Origin of the sequence: Streptomyces sp. NPDC046465, assembly GCF_040646035.1 — a bacterium.
GTDB lineage: Bacteria > Actinomycetota > Actinomycetes > Streptomycetales > Streptomycetaceae > Streptomyces.
On sequence record NZ_JBEYZK010000015.1, the window covers coordinates 122,306 to 137,745 of the forward strand.

A 15,440-nucleotide genomic window follows, 5' to 3' on the forward strand; every position below is an offset into this window, starting at 1 on the left:
TATGTACACTCGTACGCATGGGATACGCACTGCTGGCCGCGGCGATCGCGGCGGAGGTGGCCGGGACCACGGCCATGAAGTTCAGCGAGGGGTTCAGCAAGCTGTGGCCCTCGCTCATCACCGTCGTGGGCTATCTGCTCGCCTTCACGCTGCTCGCACAGACCCTGAAGACCCTCTCCGTGGGCACCGCCTACGCGATCTGGGCCGGTATCGGCACCGCGGCCGTCGCCGCCATCGGCATGATGTTCCTGGGGGAGTCGGCCAACCTGATCAAGGTCGCGGGCATCGCACTCGTCATCGCGGGCGTCATCGTGCTCAACCTGGGCGGGGCCCACTGATGGCCCGCCGCTACGATCCCGAGCGCCGCCAGCGGATCATCGACGCCGCGATCCGGGTCGTCGGGGTGAAGGGAATCGGCGGGCTCAGTCACCGCTCGGTCGCCGCCGAGGCGGACGTGCCGCTCGGCTCGACCACGTACCACTTCAAGACGCTCGACGAGCTGATGGTGGCGGCGCTGCGGCAGAGCAACGAGGGCTTCGCGAAGGTGATGGAGGCCGGTGGCGCGTTCGAGGACCCGCGGGCCGACATCGCGGGGGAGCTCGCCCGGCTGCTCGGCGAGTGGTTCGCGGGGGAGCGCGCCGGACTCGAGCTGGAGTACGAGCTCTACCTCGCCGCGCTGCGCAGGCCCGCCCTGCGCCCGGTGGCCGCCGAGTGGTGCGCCGGGATCGCCGAGCTGGTGGAGCGGCGCACCGACCCGGTCACCGCGCGCGCCCTCGTCGCCCTGATGGACGGGATAAGCCTGCAGGTGCTGCTCACGGGGGGCGAGTACGACGAGGAGTGCGCGCGGGAGATGCTCGGCCGACTCCTTGCGCCGAGTGCTCCGTCGAATGGGCCACGTTAAGGATTCCCACTGTGCAAACAAGACCATTGCGTGTGCCGAGTACCCGCTGATAGCGTCCCGAGTGCATTGACCAAGCAATTGCACCGAAGTTCGGGGAGTAGTTCGTGAGCATGCGCAATAAGGGAATTTCCGTCGTGATTGCCTGCGCCTTGACCGGGGTGGCGGGTAATGCGGCGTATGCGGCTGCGGAACACGAAGAGGGGAATTCGGTGGCCGCGCCTGCGGCGGCGGACCGGCAGGCTCTCGGCGCTGATGAGATCTGTGCCGTCCTGGGGATCGGCAGTGGCGCGGCAGGCCTTGCCAAAGCCCTGGCCAAGGGGGCATCGTGGGTAGGGATCGGCGCCAGCGTCGGGTGCTACGCGTACACGAAGGCAAAGGAAGCGACGCCTGCCCAGAAGCGGGCAGCCATGATCAAGTCGTACAAGAAGTACCAGGCGATGAGCGCCATCAAGAAGCTTGACGCCCTCGGCTATTACTGCCGGAAGGAGGGTGGCGGCGGTGGCGGAACCGACGTCGCCCCGACGAATTCGACGGTAGGGGTGATGGCAGGATGGCGGACCATCAAAATGAAGGGCGTCAAGTACTCGTGCACCGCCAGCAGGGACTGATGGGCCGCCGCGGCCCGGGATATGGAGAGCGATTTCTGCTTTCTCTGGCATTGGTCGCGGTGAGCCTGCTGTGGATGACCCAGGGAATGGCTCGGTGGGCGACCGTATTGTGCGCCGTCGGTGCGGCGGGCGGAATAGTGGGAATGCTTTACTTCGGTCGACTCCATCTGCGGGCGCGCACACATTCGCAGTGACACTCGGGCATTCGCGGTCATGGGGCCCGCTCCGGCACACGCTCAGCCGGTGCGGGACCCCGGGCGCCGTACCGTCCGGAGCGCCGCCTCGACGCTCGCCGTGACACCAGCGTGAGCCGCTTCAGCCTGCTCACGCCCGCCGCGCGGAACGTCGGCAGGCGCAGGGCCGCCGTCAGGGCCAGGTCCGCGTCCGAGAGCAGCGGGAAGCGCAGGCCCTCCTTTTCGGCGAACGCCCGCTGTTCGTCGGGGCGCTGTGACGACACCCCGTGCACCTACCGCGACCGCCGCGGTCAACTCCGCGAGCTGGTCGCGGTAGGTGCAGGACTCCAGCGTGCAGCCGCGTCGCCGTCACCGTGCCCGAGGGCGCCCGCCGCCAGGGCTTCGCGGTCACCCGGTTCGCGGCCAACGGCGGGGTGCGTGCGGGGCTGGACGGGGGCGGGATCGGTCGCCGTCGCCGTACGCGGCCCGGACGCTGAGACCGGTTCGCCCGCGCGCCGCACCTCCGGTTAGGTTTCACCCATGACCGACACGAACGCTTCCCGCACCACCGGCGCCGTCGCCGCAGGCCTCGCCACCGTCACCGCCGACGGCACCGTTCTCGACACCTGGTTCCCCGCCCCCGAGCTCGTCGCCGAGCCCGGCCCGGCCGGCAGCGAGCGGCTGACCGCCGAGCGCGCCGTGGAGCTGCTCGGCGAGGGCGCGGCCAAGGCCATCGGCCCGGACGCCCGCCGTGGCGTGGAGATCGTCGCCGTACGTACGGTCATCGGGTCCCTCGACGACAAGCCGCTGGACGCCCACGACGTCTACCTGCGCCTGCACCTGCTCAGCCACCGCCTGGTCAAGCCGCACGGCGTGAACCTCGACGGCCAGTTCGCCTTCCTCGCCAACGTCGCCTGGACCTCGCTCGGCCCGGTCGCCGTCGACGACCTCGACAAGGTGCGGCTCAACGCCCGCGCCGAGGGCCTGCACCTCGCCGTGACGTCCGTCGACAAGTTCCCGCGCATGACGGACTACGTGGCGCCCAAGGGCGTCCGCATCGCCGACGCCGACCGGGTGCGGCTCGGCGCGCACCTCGCCGAGGGCACGACGGTCATGCACGAGGGCTTCGTGAACTTCAACGCGGGCACGCTCGGCACCTCCATGGTCGAGGGCCGCATCTCCGCCGGTGTCGTCGTCGGTGACGGCTCGGACATCGGCGGCGGCGCCTCCACGATGGGCACGCTCTCCGGCGGCGGCAACGTCCGCATCGTCATCGGCGAGCGCTGCCTGATCGGCGCCGAGGCGGGCGTCGGCATCGCGCTGGGCGACGAGTGCGTCGTCGAGGCCGGTCTGTACGTCACCGCGGGCACTCGCGTGACCATGCCCGACGGCCAGATCGTCAAGGCCCGTGAGCTCTCCGGCGCCTCGAACATCCTCTTCCGCCGCAACTCGGTCACCGGTGCCGTCGAGGCCCGCCCGAACAACGCGGTGTGGGGCGGCCTGAACGACGTCCTGCACAGCCACAACTGAGGTCCATGGGGAGCGACATGAACAGAACGGGTGCGCGGGCCGTGGCCCTCGGCGCCGTCGCGGTGCTCGGCCTGGTCATCGGGTGCGGACAGAGCGTGGGGCAGCCCCGGGCGACCGGCGACCACAGCCATCCGCTGGGCAGGAGCGACATCCCGTGGAGCGGCAGCCCGAGCCCGTTCGACGCGTCGGTCAAGCTCGCCGACAAGCGGCGCGTGGCCATGTACTACCTGCGGGGCAAGGGGCTCTACGTGCAGGACTACAGCCCCAGCGCCAAGGGGTGGTCCAAGCCCGCCGTCGTGTACAAAACGAGGACCGACGCCTGTCAGGGCATCACCCTCAAGGCCAAGGACGGCACCGTCGCGGCCTTCGGCGACTTCGGTCCGTACTGCGCGGACGGCGAGCCGCCGACCGAGTCGGTCGCCGCGGTCGCCGTCGGACCGCTGACGAAGTGGGCCAAGCACCTCACGAAGGACTTCGACGGCTGGGAGAAGATCGTCGTCGCTCCCGGAGGCAAGAAGGTCACCTTCAGCCGGGGCAGTGACACGCTGCGCTGGACCAAGGCGGCGGGCTTCCCGGCCGCGGCCTGAACGCGTTCCACCGGAGCGGCCGCCCCACTCGGGGCGGCCGCTCTTTTTTGGGGACACACATTTCTTCGGACACAGGCATAGCGGGAGGCGCCCGGACCCGTCCCTATCCATGCGGGAGGGCAACAGGCCCACCAGGGAGCGAAGGTGACGATGAATGCCCATGAGCAGGACAGTTTCCGGGAGTTCGTGGAGACCAGATCGTCGGCGCTGCTGAAGACGGCCGTACTGCTCAGCGGGGGCGACCGGCACGCGGGCGAGGACCTGCTGCAGAACGCGCTCGTCAAGGCGGCCGGGCGGTGGCAGCGCATCGACGAGCCGGAGGCGTACGTCCGCCGGATCCTGTACCGGCAGCAGGTCAGCAGGTGGCGGCTGAAGTGGCCGCGCCGCGAACTGGCCGTCGCGGAACCGCCCGAACGTGCCGCGTCGGGGGACGGCACGTCCGCGGCGGAACTGCGCATCGTGATGCGCGGGGCCCTCGCCAAACTCACCGCGCGACAGCGGACCGTGCTCGTACTGCGCTACTTCGAGGATCTGCCGGAGGCGGAGGTGGCCGCCGCCCTCGGCTGCTCCGTCGGCACCGTGCGCAGCACCACGCACCGCTCGCTCGCCCGGCTGCGGGGCCTCGCGCCCGAGCTCGCGCGCCTCGGCGGGCACGACACCGCGGAGCGGCCCGCTTCTCACGACTTCTCGCCCATGGAGGTACGACCGTGAACGTGACCGATCTCGTGCGCGAGTCGCTGCGGGAGGAGGCGGACCAGGGCCCGCCCGTGCCGGGGAACTTCGCCGACCGCGTGCTGGCCGCGCGGAAGCGGCGCAGGAACCGGGCGGTCGTGGGCACCTCGCTCGCCGTGGCGACGGCCGCCGTCGTCGCGGTGGCCGTGCCGGTCCTCGGCGCCGACTCCGGGAGTCAGGAGCCGCGCCCGGCCAGTGAGCTGCAGAGCGGCGACGTCGTCGCGCACCCCGGCCAGACGCCGCCGCGGGAGCTGATCGCCGCGGGTGACACGGCCCTCGCCGCGTACAGCACGAACAAGAGGGTCAAGCAGCCCGACGGCGACGCCGTCATGACCCGCACCTACCGGCTGCTCGACCAGAAGACCGGCACCTACCGCGAGGCGTCGCGCTGGTCGCTGCTCGACGTCGCGCCCGGCATGCGGACCGCCGCCGTCCTGGAGCGCGGTCTGCCCACGAAGCGGATCGGCCTGCTGAACCTGATCACGGGCAAGGTCGAGCGCTGGATCACCGTGGACCGCGGGGTCGGCGGCGTCGTGTTCTCGCCCGACGGCAGGAAACTCGTCGCGACGACGTACGCGAAGGACCCGGACCGGCTCGACAAGGACCGGCCGATCAACGACGGCAAGCACGAGGAGCCGGGGCCCTCCGATCCGAGCAGGACCGGCTTCTACGTCCTCGACGTGGCCTCGGGGAAGGGCAGTTGGAGCGAGGTGAAGACCAAGAGCGGCGGGTTCGGCATGTCGGACATCAACAGCCGGCAGGACTTCGAGTTCAGTGCGGACGGCTCGCTGGTCTACTCGGGCCGCATCCGCGAGCCGAGCCAGCAGTACTACGACTTCGCGGGGCACAAGAAGAGCACGCCCGCGCGGGAGCAGCACCTGAACTGGTTCGTCGAGGCCCGGCTCTCCCCGGACGGGAAGCTCGCCGCCGGTGACTTCGCGGGCGGCGCCGAGACCACCGCCACCGAGGTGCTCGACCCCCTCACCGGCAAGCGGGTCGCCAAGCTGCCCGGCCAGCAGCTCCTCGCCTGGGCCGACGACAAGCGGCTCATCGCCTGGGACAGCGCGCCCGGCACGAGCGAGTACCGCCAGCGGCTCGTGCTGATCACCGTCGGAAGCAAGAAGACGGTTCCCCTCAGCGGCTACCGTTCGCCGAAGGACGGTTCCGGCGGGCGCTGGACACCGCTCTTCGCCCGGCGCTGATCACCGCACCGCCGCCCGCGCCTCCCCGTGGACGGCGAGCAGCCCGTCGGTCGCCTCGCGGCCGGCGGGCAGCAGCGGTGCCCGGACCGGGCCCGCGGGCAGGCCGCCCGCGCCGAGCAACGCCTTCGCGGTGACCGCGCCGGGCAGGCCCGACGCCATCATCGCCTCGATCAGCGGGGTGGCGGCCAACTGCAGCCGCCGCGCTCGCTCCGTGTCACCGGCGTCGAACGCGTCGAAGACCGCCCGCGGCAGGCCGGGCAGCGCGTTGGCCACCGTGCTGACGCAGCCCGCGCCGCCCACCGCGTACAGCGCGAGGTTGAACTCGTCGCAGCCCGCGTAGTACGCCAACTCCGTCTCGTGCATGACCTTCTGACTGCCGAGCAGGTCGTACGCGCAGTCCTTCACGCCGACGATCCGCGGATGGTCCGCGAGCCGCAGCACCGTCTCCGTCGCGATGCGTGTGCCGGTGCGGCCCGGGATGTCGTAGAGCAGGACCGGCAGCCCGCAGGCGTCGATGACCGTGCGGAAGTGCGCCTCGACGGCGTCCTGCGGCGGCAGGCTGTAGTACGGCGTGAGGACCAACAGGCCGTCGGCGCCCGCCTTCTCGGCCCGCAGCGCCAGCTCGACGGCGTGCCGGGTGTCGCTGCTGCCGACGCCCGCGACGACGGTCGCGCGCCCGCCGACCGCGTCGGCCACGGCCCGCACCAGCGCCGCCTTCTCGTCGTCGGAGGTGGTCGGAGACTCGCCGGTGGTGCCGGACAGGACGAGTCCGTCGCAGCCCCCGGACACCAGGTGGTCGGCGAGGCGCTGGGCGCCGTCGAGGTCGAGGAGGCCCTCGGCGGTGAAAGGCGTGATCATCGCGCAGAGGGCGCGACCGAGGGGTGCTGCGGGTCGGGAGGTCATGAGTGCAGTCTCGGCACACCGTCGCTGAAGCTCCACTTAATTCTTCTACGAGGTAATGGACAGTAGAGCTACGAGATGAGGTAGGCGCTAGTGCCAACTCGCCCCCGTGTGGGCCACTATGGCGGGACAGTCGGTCCCCAGGAGGCGTCATGAAGCTCGGCAAGGCACTCTCCACCGGCATCGCCGAAGAGCGGCCCGCGCACCGGCCCGCGCACCAGCCGCATCAGCCCCCGCACCACGAGGAGCAGCCCACGGAGCCCGGAAAGTCCGTGCCCGCACCCGACGCGGAACGGCCGGTCGAGGCCACGGCCGCCCGATGAGGCTGCGGCTCGCCGAGGAACGCCCGACGGAGCCGCCCACCGGATACAAGATCGCCCGCCCGGTGCTGTCCCACGACGGCACCCGGGCCGGCTTCACCGGCGTCTCCCTCGGCGCGGGCCTGCCGTACGGGGTGCTCGACGAGGCGAGCTGCGGCTACGGCAGACGACACCGCGCCCCGCACCGCCGCTGCGACTGCGGCTTCCACTGCGTCCACGACCGCGCCACCGCCGAGGCCCTGCTGTGCACCGCCGAGCACCGCGGGGCGGCCGTCCTCGAAGTGACGGTGCTCGGCGCGTACATCCGCTTCGAACGCGGCTTCCGGTACGCGCGGCAGCGGGTGCGCGGCGCGACTCTGCCGCCCTGCCCGTGCGGCGCCGCGGCCTCGCTGCTCGCCGACGCGGGGCGGGGCGTGCCCGGCTGGCGGGTGGTCGAGGCGGCGTGCGGGCGGTGCCGGGGCGGGCGGCAGGCGCTGTCCGTCGCGGAGTTCGCCCGGATCGCGGGGGAAGGGCTGCGGGTGGCCGCGGCCGCACCGCCCGCGGCCGGGAGCGGCCCAGCCGCCCTCGGGATGCCCGAGCTGATGGCCGAGGCGGCGCTCCTGCAGGCACGACTGGACTGGTTCCAAGCAGAGTTGGCGCGGTTCACCGGGGACCAGCGGGGATAGCGCGGCCCTGCCCGGGTACCCGGGCCTCCCAGAAGGAGGGAGGCGAAACTGTGACCGGGACCATGAAGGAGCAGCCGACGCGCGACCACGCGCAGCACTCGGTGGGAGAACTCGTCGAGCAGGCCACCGCGCAGATTTCGGAACTCGTACGGCAGGAAATGCGGCTCGCCGCCCAGGAGATGACCGAGAAGGGCAAACGCGCGGGACGCGGCGGAGGGCTCCTCGGAGCGGCCGGCGCGGTCTCGTACGTCGGCCTCATGGCGCTGTCGGCCACGGCGGCCGCGGCCCTCTCCCTGGCGATGCCCGTATGGGCCGCCGCGCTGATCGTCACCGGCGTGCTCTTCGTCGTGGCCGCGGTCCTCGCCGTGGTGGGCCGCGGGCAACTGGCCCGCGCGGTACCGCCCGTACCGCAGGAGGCGATGGGCAGCGTCAAGGCGGACGTCGAAGAGATCAAGGAAAGGGCCCACCGATGACGAATACGCCGAAGGATTCCGAGAACACGGGCGTGAAGGGGCCGGACGAACTGCGCCGGCAGATAGAGGACACCCGCGGCCGCCTCGGCGAGACCGTCGAGGAACTGGCGGCGAAAGCGGACGTGAAGGCCCGCGCCCGGCACCGGGCGGCAGTGGTCAAGGACCAGGTACAAGGGACGGCGGCACAGGTGAAGGACAAGGTGACGGAACAGGCGGCGCGCGCGAAGGGCAAGGCCGCGGACGAGGCGGGACACGCGAAGAGCGTGACGGCCGAGGGCGCGGCCCGCGCCAAGGGCAAGGCCGCCGAGGGCGCGGCCCTGGTGAAGGGCAAGGCGGCGGAGAGCGCCGAGCGGGCCAAGGGCGCCGTGCTCGACGGCAAGGCCCGCGCGGAGCAGCACCGCGCCGTGGTGCAGGCCGAGGAGAAGGTGGCCGAGGCCGCGCGCCGGGTGCAGGACGGCACGCCCGAGCCCGTGCGGGCTGCCGCGAGCGGCGTCGTACGGACCGGCGGCCGCCACCCGCGGGCCTTCCTCGCGGCGGGCGCGGGTGTCCTGATCGCCTACGCGGCGCTGCGCCGCCGCAAGCGGGCGGGCCGCTGATGAGCGGGGTCCGGCTGCTCTACAAGCCGCTCGGCATGGCCTTCGGCATGGTGGGCGGCCTGGCCGCGAGCGCGCTGTTCCAGCGCACCTGGAAGGCGGTGGCGGGCGAGGACGACGCCCCGGACGCGCACGACGAGGACCGCGCATGGGGCGAGATCCTCGCCGCCGCGGCGCTGCAAGGCGCGATCTTCGCCGTGGTCAGGGCGGCCGTGGACCGCGGCGGCGCGGTCGGCGTGCGGCGCCTGACCGGCCGCTGGCCCGGCTGACCGTCGGCATCATCGACGCGGGCGCCGAGAGGCCGGACAGGCGCCGACAGGCCGGACGGACACAGAGGCCTGCGGCTCGATGAACGACAGCGGTTCGCGTACGGCTTCGTACCGAGCACGGCGTAGTTTCCCGGCGCACTCCCGCTGACCGCCTCGCTCGCCTGGACAGCGCATGGGGTCGGCGGGACGGTGGAGCATGAGCGGTGACGACAGGACGGGCAGGGGCAGGCCGGGCAGGCGCAGGGCAGGCCGGGGGAAGGCCGACGGTGGCAGTCCCGCCGCCCCCGGGGAGGCCGGTGCGGCGGACGGGGCGGGCGAGGCGTTCGAGATCGTCAGGGAGCTGGAGGTCGAGGGGTCCGCGGCCCAGCTCTGGGCCGCCCTCACCACCGGCACAGGCGGCTGGCTTTGGCCCATGGAGTACGAGCCCCGCGAGGGCGGCGCCGCCCCCTCCGGCGGCACCGTCACCCGCTGGGACCCGCCCCACCGCCTCACCGCCCGCGTCGAGGACCCGGACGGCGTGCCGGGCCAGACCCTCAGCCAGCTCGACCACACCATCGAGCCGCGCGACGGCGGTCGCCGCTCCTGGCTGCGCTACGCCCGCAGCGGCGTCTTCACCCATAGCGGCGTCTTCACCGGCAGCGGCGTCTTCACCGGCAGCGGCGTCCTCACCGGCGGCGCGGACACGCGGTACGAGAGCGCCGTCCGGCACACCGACTTCCACCTGCACACCCTGGGCCAGTACATGGCGTACTTCGCGGGCCGCCCCGTCGCCTTCTCCGCCGTCAACGGCCCGCGCGCCTCCCTCGCCCCGGACGCCTTCGGCAGGCTAGCCCGCGCCCTCGGCCTGCCCGACGACGCCACGGACGGCGCCCGCGTCCGCGCCCAGGCCCCGGGCGCGGAACTGGACGCGGTGATCGACTTCCGCAGCCGGTACTTCATCGGCCTGCGCACGGACGAGACGCTCCACCGGTTCTTCGGCCGCAACCACTTCGGCGCCCCGGTCGGCATCAGCGTCCACGACTTCGGCGCGCACGCGGACGCCAAGGGCGCCGAACTGGCCTGGCAGGACTGGCTGGACCACCTCTACGGCTGAGGCGGCCGACAGCCCCCGGACTACGGCCGGAAGCGCAGCACCTGCGGGTCGTGGTCGCTGTTCTGCTCCGCGAACTCCGCGTTGATGTGCACGCTGTCGTAGCTGAAGTCGTCCGCGTCGCCCACCCCCGGACTGGTCAGGATCTGGTCGAGGACCTGCGAGTTGCCCTGGTAGACGTACGTATAGCGCTCGCTCTTCGGCAGCGACCTGGCGGCGGAGCGCAGCGCACCGCCGTCCTCCAGGGCCTTGGTGGCCGCGGAGAACTCGAAGTCGTTGATGTCGCCGAGCACGACGACGTCGGCGTCGCGCTGGGCCTTGCGGAGGTCCTTCACGAAGCCGTTCACGGCCTGCGCCTGGAGCAGCCGCTTGGCCTCGGAGGAACGCTTCGGCGGCTGGTGGTGCGAGGTCAGCCCCTCGTCGCCGCCCTTGGACCCGAAGTGGTTGGCGATCACGAAGACCGTGCGGCCGCGGAAGACGAACTCGCCGGCCAGCGGCTTGCGGCTGTCCTCCCACGCCGGGTTCGCCGGGTCCACGCGTCCCGGCGAGTGGCTCAGCGCGGCCCGCTTGCCCGCGCGCACGACCTCGGTGGGGGTCGTGGCGTCGCCGGGCGCGCGCTCGGTGAAGGAGACCCGCTCGGGGTTGTAGAGGAAGACCTGCCGGATGTTGCCGCCCGGCTCGCCGCCGTCCTTGTTGTTCGCCGGGTCCACGGAGCGCCACGCGTAGCGCGGCCCGCCCGCGGCGACGACCGCGTCGGTGAACTTCTTCAGGGTCGCCTCCGCGGAGACCGTGCCGTCGTTCTTCGCGCCGTTGTCGTCCTGGATCTCCTCCAGGGCGACGATGTCGGGCGAGGAGAGGTTCGAGACGACGGCCCCGGCGAGCGCGTCGAACTTCTTCTGGGGGTCGGTCGGGTCGAGGTTCTCGACGTTGTACGTGGCCACGGCGAGCTCGCCCTTGGCCTGGCGCCGCGTCTTCTCGCGGGTGAGGCCCTTGCCCGCGACCTCGCCGAGCTCACGGGCCGCGAGGGTGTAGCCGCCGAACTGGTTGAAGTCCAGGGGCCCTTCGGCGCCGCCGCGCAGCACGTCACCGACGTCCGCCTTGGGGAAGGGCCGCTCGGAGACGGGGGCGAGCTGCTGGATCTGCAACCGGCCGCCGTTCTGCGCGCCGTACGAGCCGTAGACGGTGCCGCCGCGCCGGCTGGGGTTCTCGCGCTTCTTCACCGTCACCCACATCTCGTTGTACGCGTCGGTCGCGCCGACGACGCGCGAGCTGCCGACCCGCACGTTCATGCCCTCAAGGGACTCGTACAGGTCGAGGGCGTACGAACGGGGCTTCAGGGGCAGCGCGTTGATGCTGCCGCCCTGCGCGGGGTCGCCGGCCGGCGCGTACGCGGCGGGCACGGACTTCGCGCCGAGCGTGACCGGCTCGGGCAGCGGATTGCCGGACGACTCCACGGTCACCGTCGGCTTGGTGATCTGGGTGAGGGACTGGTTGCCGGAGCCCGCGCCTCCGGGGACGTACTCCCCGACCGTCCCGGAGACCCGGACCGCGTCGCCCGGCCGCACGGTGAGCGCCGCCGAGCCGGTGAAGACGAAGACCGCCTCGCTGGTGGCCGGGTCCCGGTCGGCGTCGCCGTCGGCCGACTGGATCCAGAAGCCCTTGGAGCCGTAGCCGCGGACGCCGGTCACGACGCCGGTGACATCTGTGACCTGCTGCCCCGCGAGGGGCGAGACGCGGGTGGTGCCCTGGATGTCGTGGACGCGGACCTCGTCGGCGGAGGCGGCCGGGGAGCCGGCCACGAGGAGGCCCGCCGCGAGGGCGGTGGCGACCACGGCGCCGACGGCGGCGGATCTCGGGACGCGGGACGCGGGTATGTGCGGCATCGGGTAACTCCGGGTGAGGGAAGACGGAGGGGACAGCAGGCGCCCTGACGGGTGCTCTACGCGCGTCAATCTCTTGTGTGACCAGGGGAGTTGTCAAGGTTCTCCGAGGGCGCATTCCCTGTACGTCTTCTGACAGGGACATGAACGGGCGGCATGCTGCCAAATTGTCTAGGCTTGCGCTCTGCCGACCCGAACACTCGGCGCCCCGCACCTTCGGAGGAGAACCAGACGATGTCCGTAAGTCCCGCCACCCTGCCGCCGGTGCTGCTGCACTCCGAAGCGGAACTCGCGCGGGCCGCGCTCGCCACTCCGCTGCTGTCCCGTGCCGTGCGGCTCGCCCGCTGGGCGGGGCCCGAGACCCGGGTCGGCGCGGGCGGCGAGCTCGTCGACGCGCAGCTCCCGGCCGCCGCGGCCGAGCTGGGCCTGTCGGCGGACGACCCGGACGCCGCCGCGTACGCGAGCGAGGCCTGGCGGGTCGCGGTGGACACCGGCCTCGTCGACGTCACGGACGCCGAGGAGGAGGGCGCGGACGGCACCGTCACCCAGGGCGAGGACCTCGCGGTGCTCTCCGCGGGCAGCCCGCAGGACGTCCTCGGCGTCTGGCTCGGCGCCCTCGACACCGTGTACGCGGACGCCACCGTGCCCGACATGGAGAACCTCCTGGACGTCCTCGAGGAGAACGGCGAGGTCGACTTCGACGAGCTCGGCTGGGACCCGCAGGCCGAGGCCGACTTCCTCGACGGTGTCCTCGGCAACCTCTACCTGCTCACCGTGGGCGACGCCGCGGGCGGTGAGGAGCCGGTACCGCTGCCCGCCCTCGCCGCTTCGATGATCGTCCCCGACGACATGGGCGAGCCCACGGACGACGTCCTGGAGCAGGTGTCGGACGCGATGATGAAGCTCGACGACCAGTTCCGGCTCTTCGAACCGCTCGGCCTCGTCGAGTACCAGCCGGTCGACGAGGCCCTCATGGCCGACATCGACGACCAGAGCGCCGAAGAGCCCGCCCCGCTCGACGACGAGGACGTCAGCCGGTACGGCATGGTTCGCCTCACCCCGCTCGGCCTGTACGGCGTCCGCGCCCGCATGCTGGAGGCAGGCGTCGACGCGCCCGCCGTCGGCGACCTCGCGGACAAGGGAGCGGACGTGCTGCTCGCCGGTACCTCCGGCTTCCCGCAGCACGCCGCGCAGGCGGAGATCGAGCAGTGGCTCACCCGGCACGAACCGCTGGGCGCCGCCGCTGAGTTGCTGGCCGCGGCGCGCGGCGGCGACGAGGGCGCACCGCTGCGCAGGCTCCGCTGCCAGCAGGCGCTCTCCCTGGTCGGGAACGAGGCGGAGCCCGCGCTGCGCGACGTACTCGACGACCCGGAGCTGGGCGGTCTCGCCCGGGTCTGGCTCGCCGAGCACGACGCGGCGGACGTGCCCGCGCCGTCCGAGGGCCTCATCTTCTGGCTGACCATCGACACGCTCGCCGCGCAGCTCGCCGCCGAGGGCAACTCGGACGAGCTGCAGGGCCTGGTCGAGGGCCTCGCACAGCAGCACAGCGGCTTCTTCGCCACCGCCTGGCGCGTCGAGCACCCCGCCACGGCGGACGTCCTGGAGGCCATGGGCCGCCTCCACCCGGACAAGAAGATCGCCAAGGAGGCCCGCAAGGCGGCTTTCAAGGCGCGGAACCTGTAGCGAGTTCAAGCGCGTCCGGCGATCGAGATATTTGAGCCCGTCCGGCGATTGAGGACGAGCCCGCAGGGCGATGAACGGCACCCCGGGTGGACCTGACCCTCAGGCCCACCCGGGAATCTGCTCACCCCGCCGGAGGCCTCAGCACTCGTAGCGAGTCGTGTGCTTGAACGACGACGTCGCGCCGTCGAACCCGTACGTCCCCCGGTACGCCGGAGGATTCTGGAACTCACCCACGACCGTGATCGTGTTCGCGCACGAGCCCTGCCCGGCACGCTTGGCGTCGAGCCGGATCGTCTCGCCGATCGTGCCGCCCGTGATGTCCCACGGCGCGCCACAGATGCCGGACGTGATCTGGCCCCCGGTCACCACGTGCGGGTAGGTGTTCGGGTTGTACTTCACCTCGATGGCGAAGGTGACGGCGCCGTTGTGGAGCGTCAGCTTGCAGTCCGTCGACAGGGCCTCGGCCGATACCTCGGCGGTCGGCGCGGCGAACGCCTCGTCGCGCGTCTTGACCTCGGCGCCCTGCGGATTGTGGAAGCGGTGCTCCGACATCCGCGACTGGCCGCCCCTCTGCTTACGTGCCTGAGTGGTCATGGGAAACCCTCCTTCCGTCCTGACCGTCAGGCCAGCAGCTCGGCGATCTCCACACGCAGCAGCGCGCGGACGTTCTCGATGTGGTTGACGATGGTCGCGACCGATGACCCGGCGAAGAGCAGACCCACGGCGACGTCGTCCTGCGAGGTGACAAGGGAACCGGAGTCGCCGCCCGCCGAGATGTTCGTCGTGACGATCTGGTCCTTGAACCGGGCCGTGCCCGCGGTGCCGTAGTTCACGTCGACGGTCGCGTCGACCGCGATGATCCGGCCGAAGCTGATGTTCGTCGTCCTGCCGGACTTCTTCACCAGGTCGCCGACGGCCACGTTGGCCTTGCGCCGCCAGGCGCGCGGGGCGCCGCTGAAGTACTGCTCCCGTGTCGCGTCCTGGAAGTCGACCGCGCCGAGCGCCGCGTCCACCACGTTGTTGTGCCGCTCCAGCGGAATCTGCGGCGCGAACTGGATCGTGATGAAGCGCTCCAGGGTCGCGATGCGGTCCGCCGGGTCCTGCCCGCCGTCGAAGACGCCGGGCTGCACGATCGCGCTGCCGAGCTGCGCCCGGTTGGAGTCGGCGAGCACGTGGTTGTTGGAGAGGATGTAGAACTTCGCCGGGATGCCGAGACCGGAGCCCGGCGGGTCGACGGAGGCGCCGGGCAGGAAGTCGTAGACCACGCTGCCGAGCGTGCCCGCGGTCACCCGGACGTTGCCGACCGAGAAGCCGGAAGGGCACGGGCGCATCCGGCGCTTGAGGAGCTGCGGCTCGAACGCGCCGTGCCCGGCGAGCTCTTCGAGCTGTGGCTGTCCGAGCCCCGAGAGCTGCTCGCTGATGCTGACGTCCGGGTCATACGCGCCCGGTGCGCGGTCCTCGGCCCGCCGGCCGCCGGGCCTGCTCTGCCTGCTGCGCTGTGCCGCGATGTGGCCCACCGCGACGATGTCGGTCGGGGTGCCGTCGTCCATCTGGCGCGGGACCACGTCCCGCTCAGGGAGCATGGACTCCGGGACCTTCTGGGTGACGAACACGATGACGGCGGGCTCGCCGGTGGGCTCCCCCTCGCTCCACTTCACGCCGTGGCCGAAGCCGACGACGTTGGCCAGCGGCTGCTGGGGCCGCAGGAAGTCGGACATCGCCTGCTGACGGGAGCTGTCGCTCAGCTGACCGCCGGTGGGTCCTCGCATCAGTTCGGGCTGGCTCACCACGCCAGACCACCTCTTCCCCTTCGAAGGGTGGGAGCTCCGGACAG

Annotated in this window: 18 protein-coding genes and 1 pseudogene; 14 read left to right on the top strand and 5 right to left on the bottom strand. The window is 72.1% G+C overall.

Annotation, left to right across the window (positions count from 1 at the left end):
- Positions 1–17: 17 nt before the first annotated feature.
- The 3 genes from ABZ953_RS23870 to ABZ953_RS23880 all read left to right on the top strand — a co-directional run bounded on the left by ABZ953_RS23870 (position 18) and on the right by ABZ953_RS23880 (position 1,509).
- On the top strand, positions 18–338 hold the full coding sequence (locus ABZ953_RS23870) for a multidrug efflux SMR transporter (RefSeq protein WP_361727111.1): 321 nt from the start codon (positions 18–20) through the stop codon (positions 336–338).
- A complete protein-coding gene (locus ABZ953_RS23875) occupies positions 338–901 on the top strand; it encodes a TetR family transcriptional regulator (protein WP_361727113.1) in 564 nt (187 codons plus the stop codon). The genes ABZ953_RS23870 and ABZ953_RS23875 overlap by 1 nt, the downstream gene beginning before the upstream one ends.
- Before the next feature lie 110 nt (positions 902–1,011).
- Positions 1,012–1,509, top strand: coding sequence for a hypothetical protein (locus ABZ953_RS23880; RefSeq protein ID WP_361727370.1), 498 nt, complete (start codon positions 1,012–1,014; stop codon positions 1,507–1,509).
- Between the two features lie 298 nt (positions 1,510–1,807).
- Here the strand turns inward: ABZ953_RS23880 and ABZ953_RS23885 are convergent.
- Positions 1,808–2,045 (bottom strand): annotated as a pseudogene (locus ABZ953_RS23885) (redoxin domain-containing protein); the annotation flags it as partial.
- A 177-nt stretch (positions 2,046–2,222) separates the two neighbouring features.
- Here ABZ953_RS23885 and dapD point away from each other — a divergent pair.
- The 4 genes from dapD (at position 2,223) to ABZ953_RS23905 (ending at position 5,733) form a co-directional block, all read left to right on the top strand.
- Positions 2,223–3,212, top strand: a complete 990-nt coding sequence (gene dapD, locus ABZ953_RS23890; protein WP_361727115.1) for a 2,3,4,5-tetrahydropyridine-2,6-dicarboxylate N-succinyltransferase — start codon at positions 2,223–2,225, stop codon at positions 3,210–3,212.
- A gap of 17 nt (positions 3,213–3,229) precedes the next feature.
- Complete coding sequence (locus ABZ953_RS23895; protein WP_361727117.1) at positions 3,230–3,799, top strand: hypothetical protein; 570 nt, start codon at positions 3,230–3,232, stop codon at positions 3,797–3,799.
- A gap of 150 nt (positions 3,800–3,949) precedes the next feature.
- Entirely contained in the window at positions 3,950–4,510 is a 561-nt protein-coding gene (locus ABZ953_RS23900; RefSeq protein ID WP_361727372.1) for a SigE family RNA polymerase sigma factor, read from the top strand.
- Positions 4,507–5,733, top strand: coding sequence for a WD40 repeat domain-containing protein (locus ABZ953_RS23905; RefSeq protein WP_361727118.1), 1,227 nt, complete (start codon positions 4,507–4,509; stop codon positions 5,731–5,733). Before ABZ953_RS23900 ends, ABZ953_RS23905 begins: the two co-directional genes overlap by 4 nt.
- Here the strand turns inward: ABZ953_RS23905 and dapA are convergent, their stop codons facing one another.
- A complete protein-coding gene (gene dapA / locus ABZ953_RS23910) occupies positions 5,734–6,636 on the bottom strand; it encodes a 4-hydroxy-tetrahydrodipicolinate synthase (RefSeq protein WP_361727120.1) in 903 nt (300 codons plus the stop codon).
- Between the two features lie 149 nt (positions 6,637–6,785).
- Here dapA and ABZ953_RS23915 point away from each other — a divergent pair, with 149 nt between their 5' ends.
- From ABZ953_RS23915 to ABZ953_RS23940, 6 genes are all read left to right on the top strand, one after another.
- Positions 6,786–6,956 carry a hypothetical protein gene (locus ABZ953_RS23915; RefSeq protein WP_361727122.1) on the top strand — a complete coding sequence of 57 codons (171 nt, stop codon included), beginning with the start codon at positions 6,786–6,788 and terminating at the stop codon, positions 6,954–6,956.
- Positions 6,953–7,618, top strand: a complete 666-nt coding sequence (locus ABZ953_RS23920; RefSeq protein ID WP_361727124.1) for a hypothetical protein — start codon at positions 6,953–6,955, stop codon at positions 7,616–7,618. The genes ABZ953_RS23915 and ABZ953_RS23920 overlap by 4 nt, the downstream gene beginning before the upstream one ends.
- Before the next feature lie 50 nt (positions 7,619–7,668).
- Positions 7,669–8,091 (top strand): phage holin family protein, encoded by a 423-nt coding sequence (locus tag ABZ953_RS23925; RefSeq protein ID WP_361727126.1) that lies wholly within the window; start codon positions 7,669–7,671, stop codon positions 8,089–8,091.
- The gene (locus tag ABZ953_RS23930) at positions 8,088–8,687 is read left to right on the top strand and encodes a DUF3618 domain-containing protein (RefSeq protein WP_361727127.1); all 600 of its coding nucleotides are present in this window, start codon (positions 8,088–8,090) and stop codon (positions 8,685–8,687) included. Before ABZ953_RS23925 ends, ABZ953_RS23930 begins: the two co-directional genes overlap by 4 nt.
- Positions 8,687–8,953, top strand: a complete 267-nt coding sequence (locus ABZ953_RS23935) for a DUF4235 domain-containing protein (RefSeq protein WP_361727129.1) — start codon at positions 8,687–8,689, stop codon at positions 8,951–8,953. The genes ABZ953_RS23930 and ABZ953_RS23935 overlap by 1 nt, the downstream gene beginning before the upstream one ends.
- A 196-nt stretch (positions 8,954–9,149) precedes the next feature.
- Positions 9,150–10,046, top strand: coding sequence for an SRPBCC domain-containing protein (locus ABZ953_RS23940; RefSeq protein ID WP_361727131.1), 897 nt, complete (start codon positions 9,150–9,152; stop codon positions 10,044–10,046).
- Between the two features lie 20 nt (positions 10,047–10,066).
- Here the strand turns inward: ABZ953_RS23940 and ABZ953_RS23945 are convergent, their stop codons facing one another.
- Entirely contained in the window at positions 10,067–11,926 is a 1,860-nt protein-coding gene (locus ABZ953_RS23945) for an endonuclease/exonuclease/phosphatase family protein (RefSeq protein ID WP_361727132.1), read from the bottom strand.
- Positions 11,927–12,157: 231 nt separating this feature from the next.
- On the opposite strand from ABZ953_RS23945, the gene ABZ953_RS23950 reads away from it, so the two are divergent.
- Positions 12,158–13,606, top strand: a complete 1,449-nt coding sequence (locus ABZ953_RS23950; RefSeq protein WP_361727134.1) for a hypothetical protein — start codon at positions 12,158–12,160, stop codon at positions 13,604–13,606.
- Positions 13,607–13,744: 138 nt separating this feature from the next.
- On the opposite strand, the gene ABZ953_RS23955 is transcribed toward ABZ953_RS23950, so the two are convergent.
- Positions 13,745–14,200, bottom strand: a complete 456-nt coding sequence (locus tag ABZ953_RS23955) for a hypothetical protein (RefSeq protein ID WP_361727136.1) — start codon at positions 14,198–14,200, stop codon at positions 13,745–13,747.
- A 26-nt stretch (positions 14,201–14,226) separates the two neighbouring features.
- Positions 14,227–15,393 (bottom strand): hypothetical protein, encoded by a 1,167-nt coding sequence (locus tag ABZ953_RS23960; protein WP_361727138.1) that lies wholly within the window; start codon positions 15,391–15,393, stop codon positions 14,227–14,229.
- Positions 15,394–15,440: the final 47 nt, after the last annotated feature.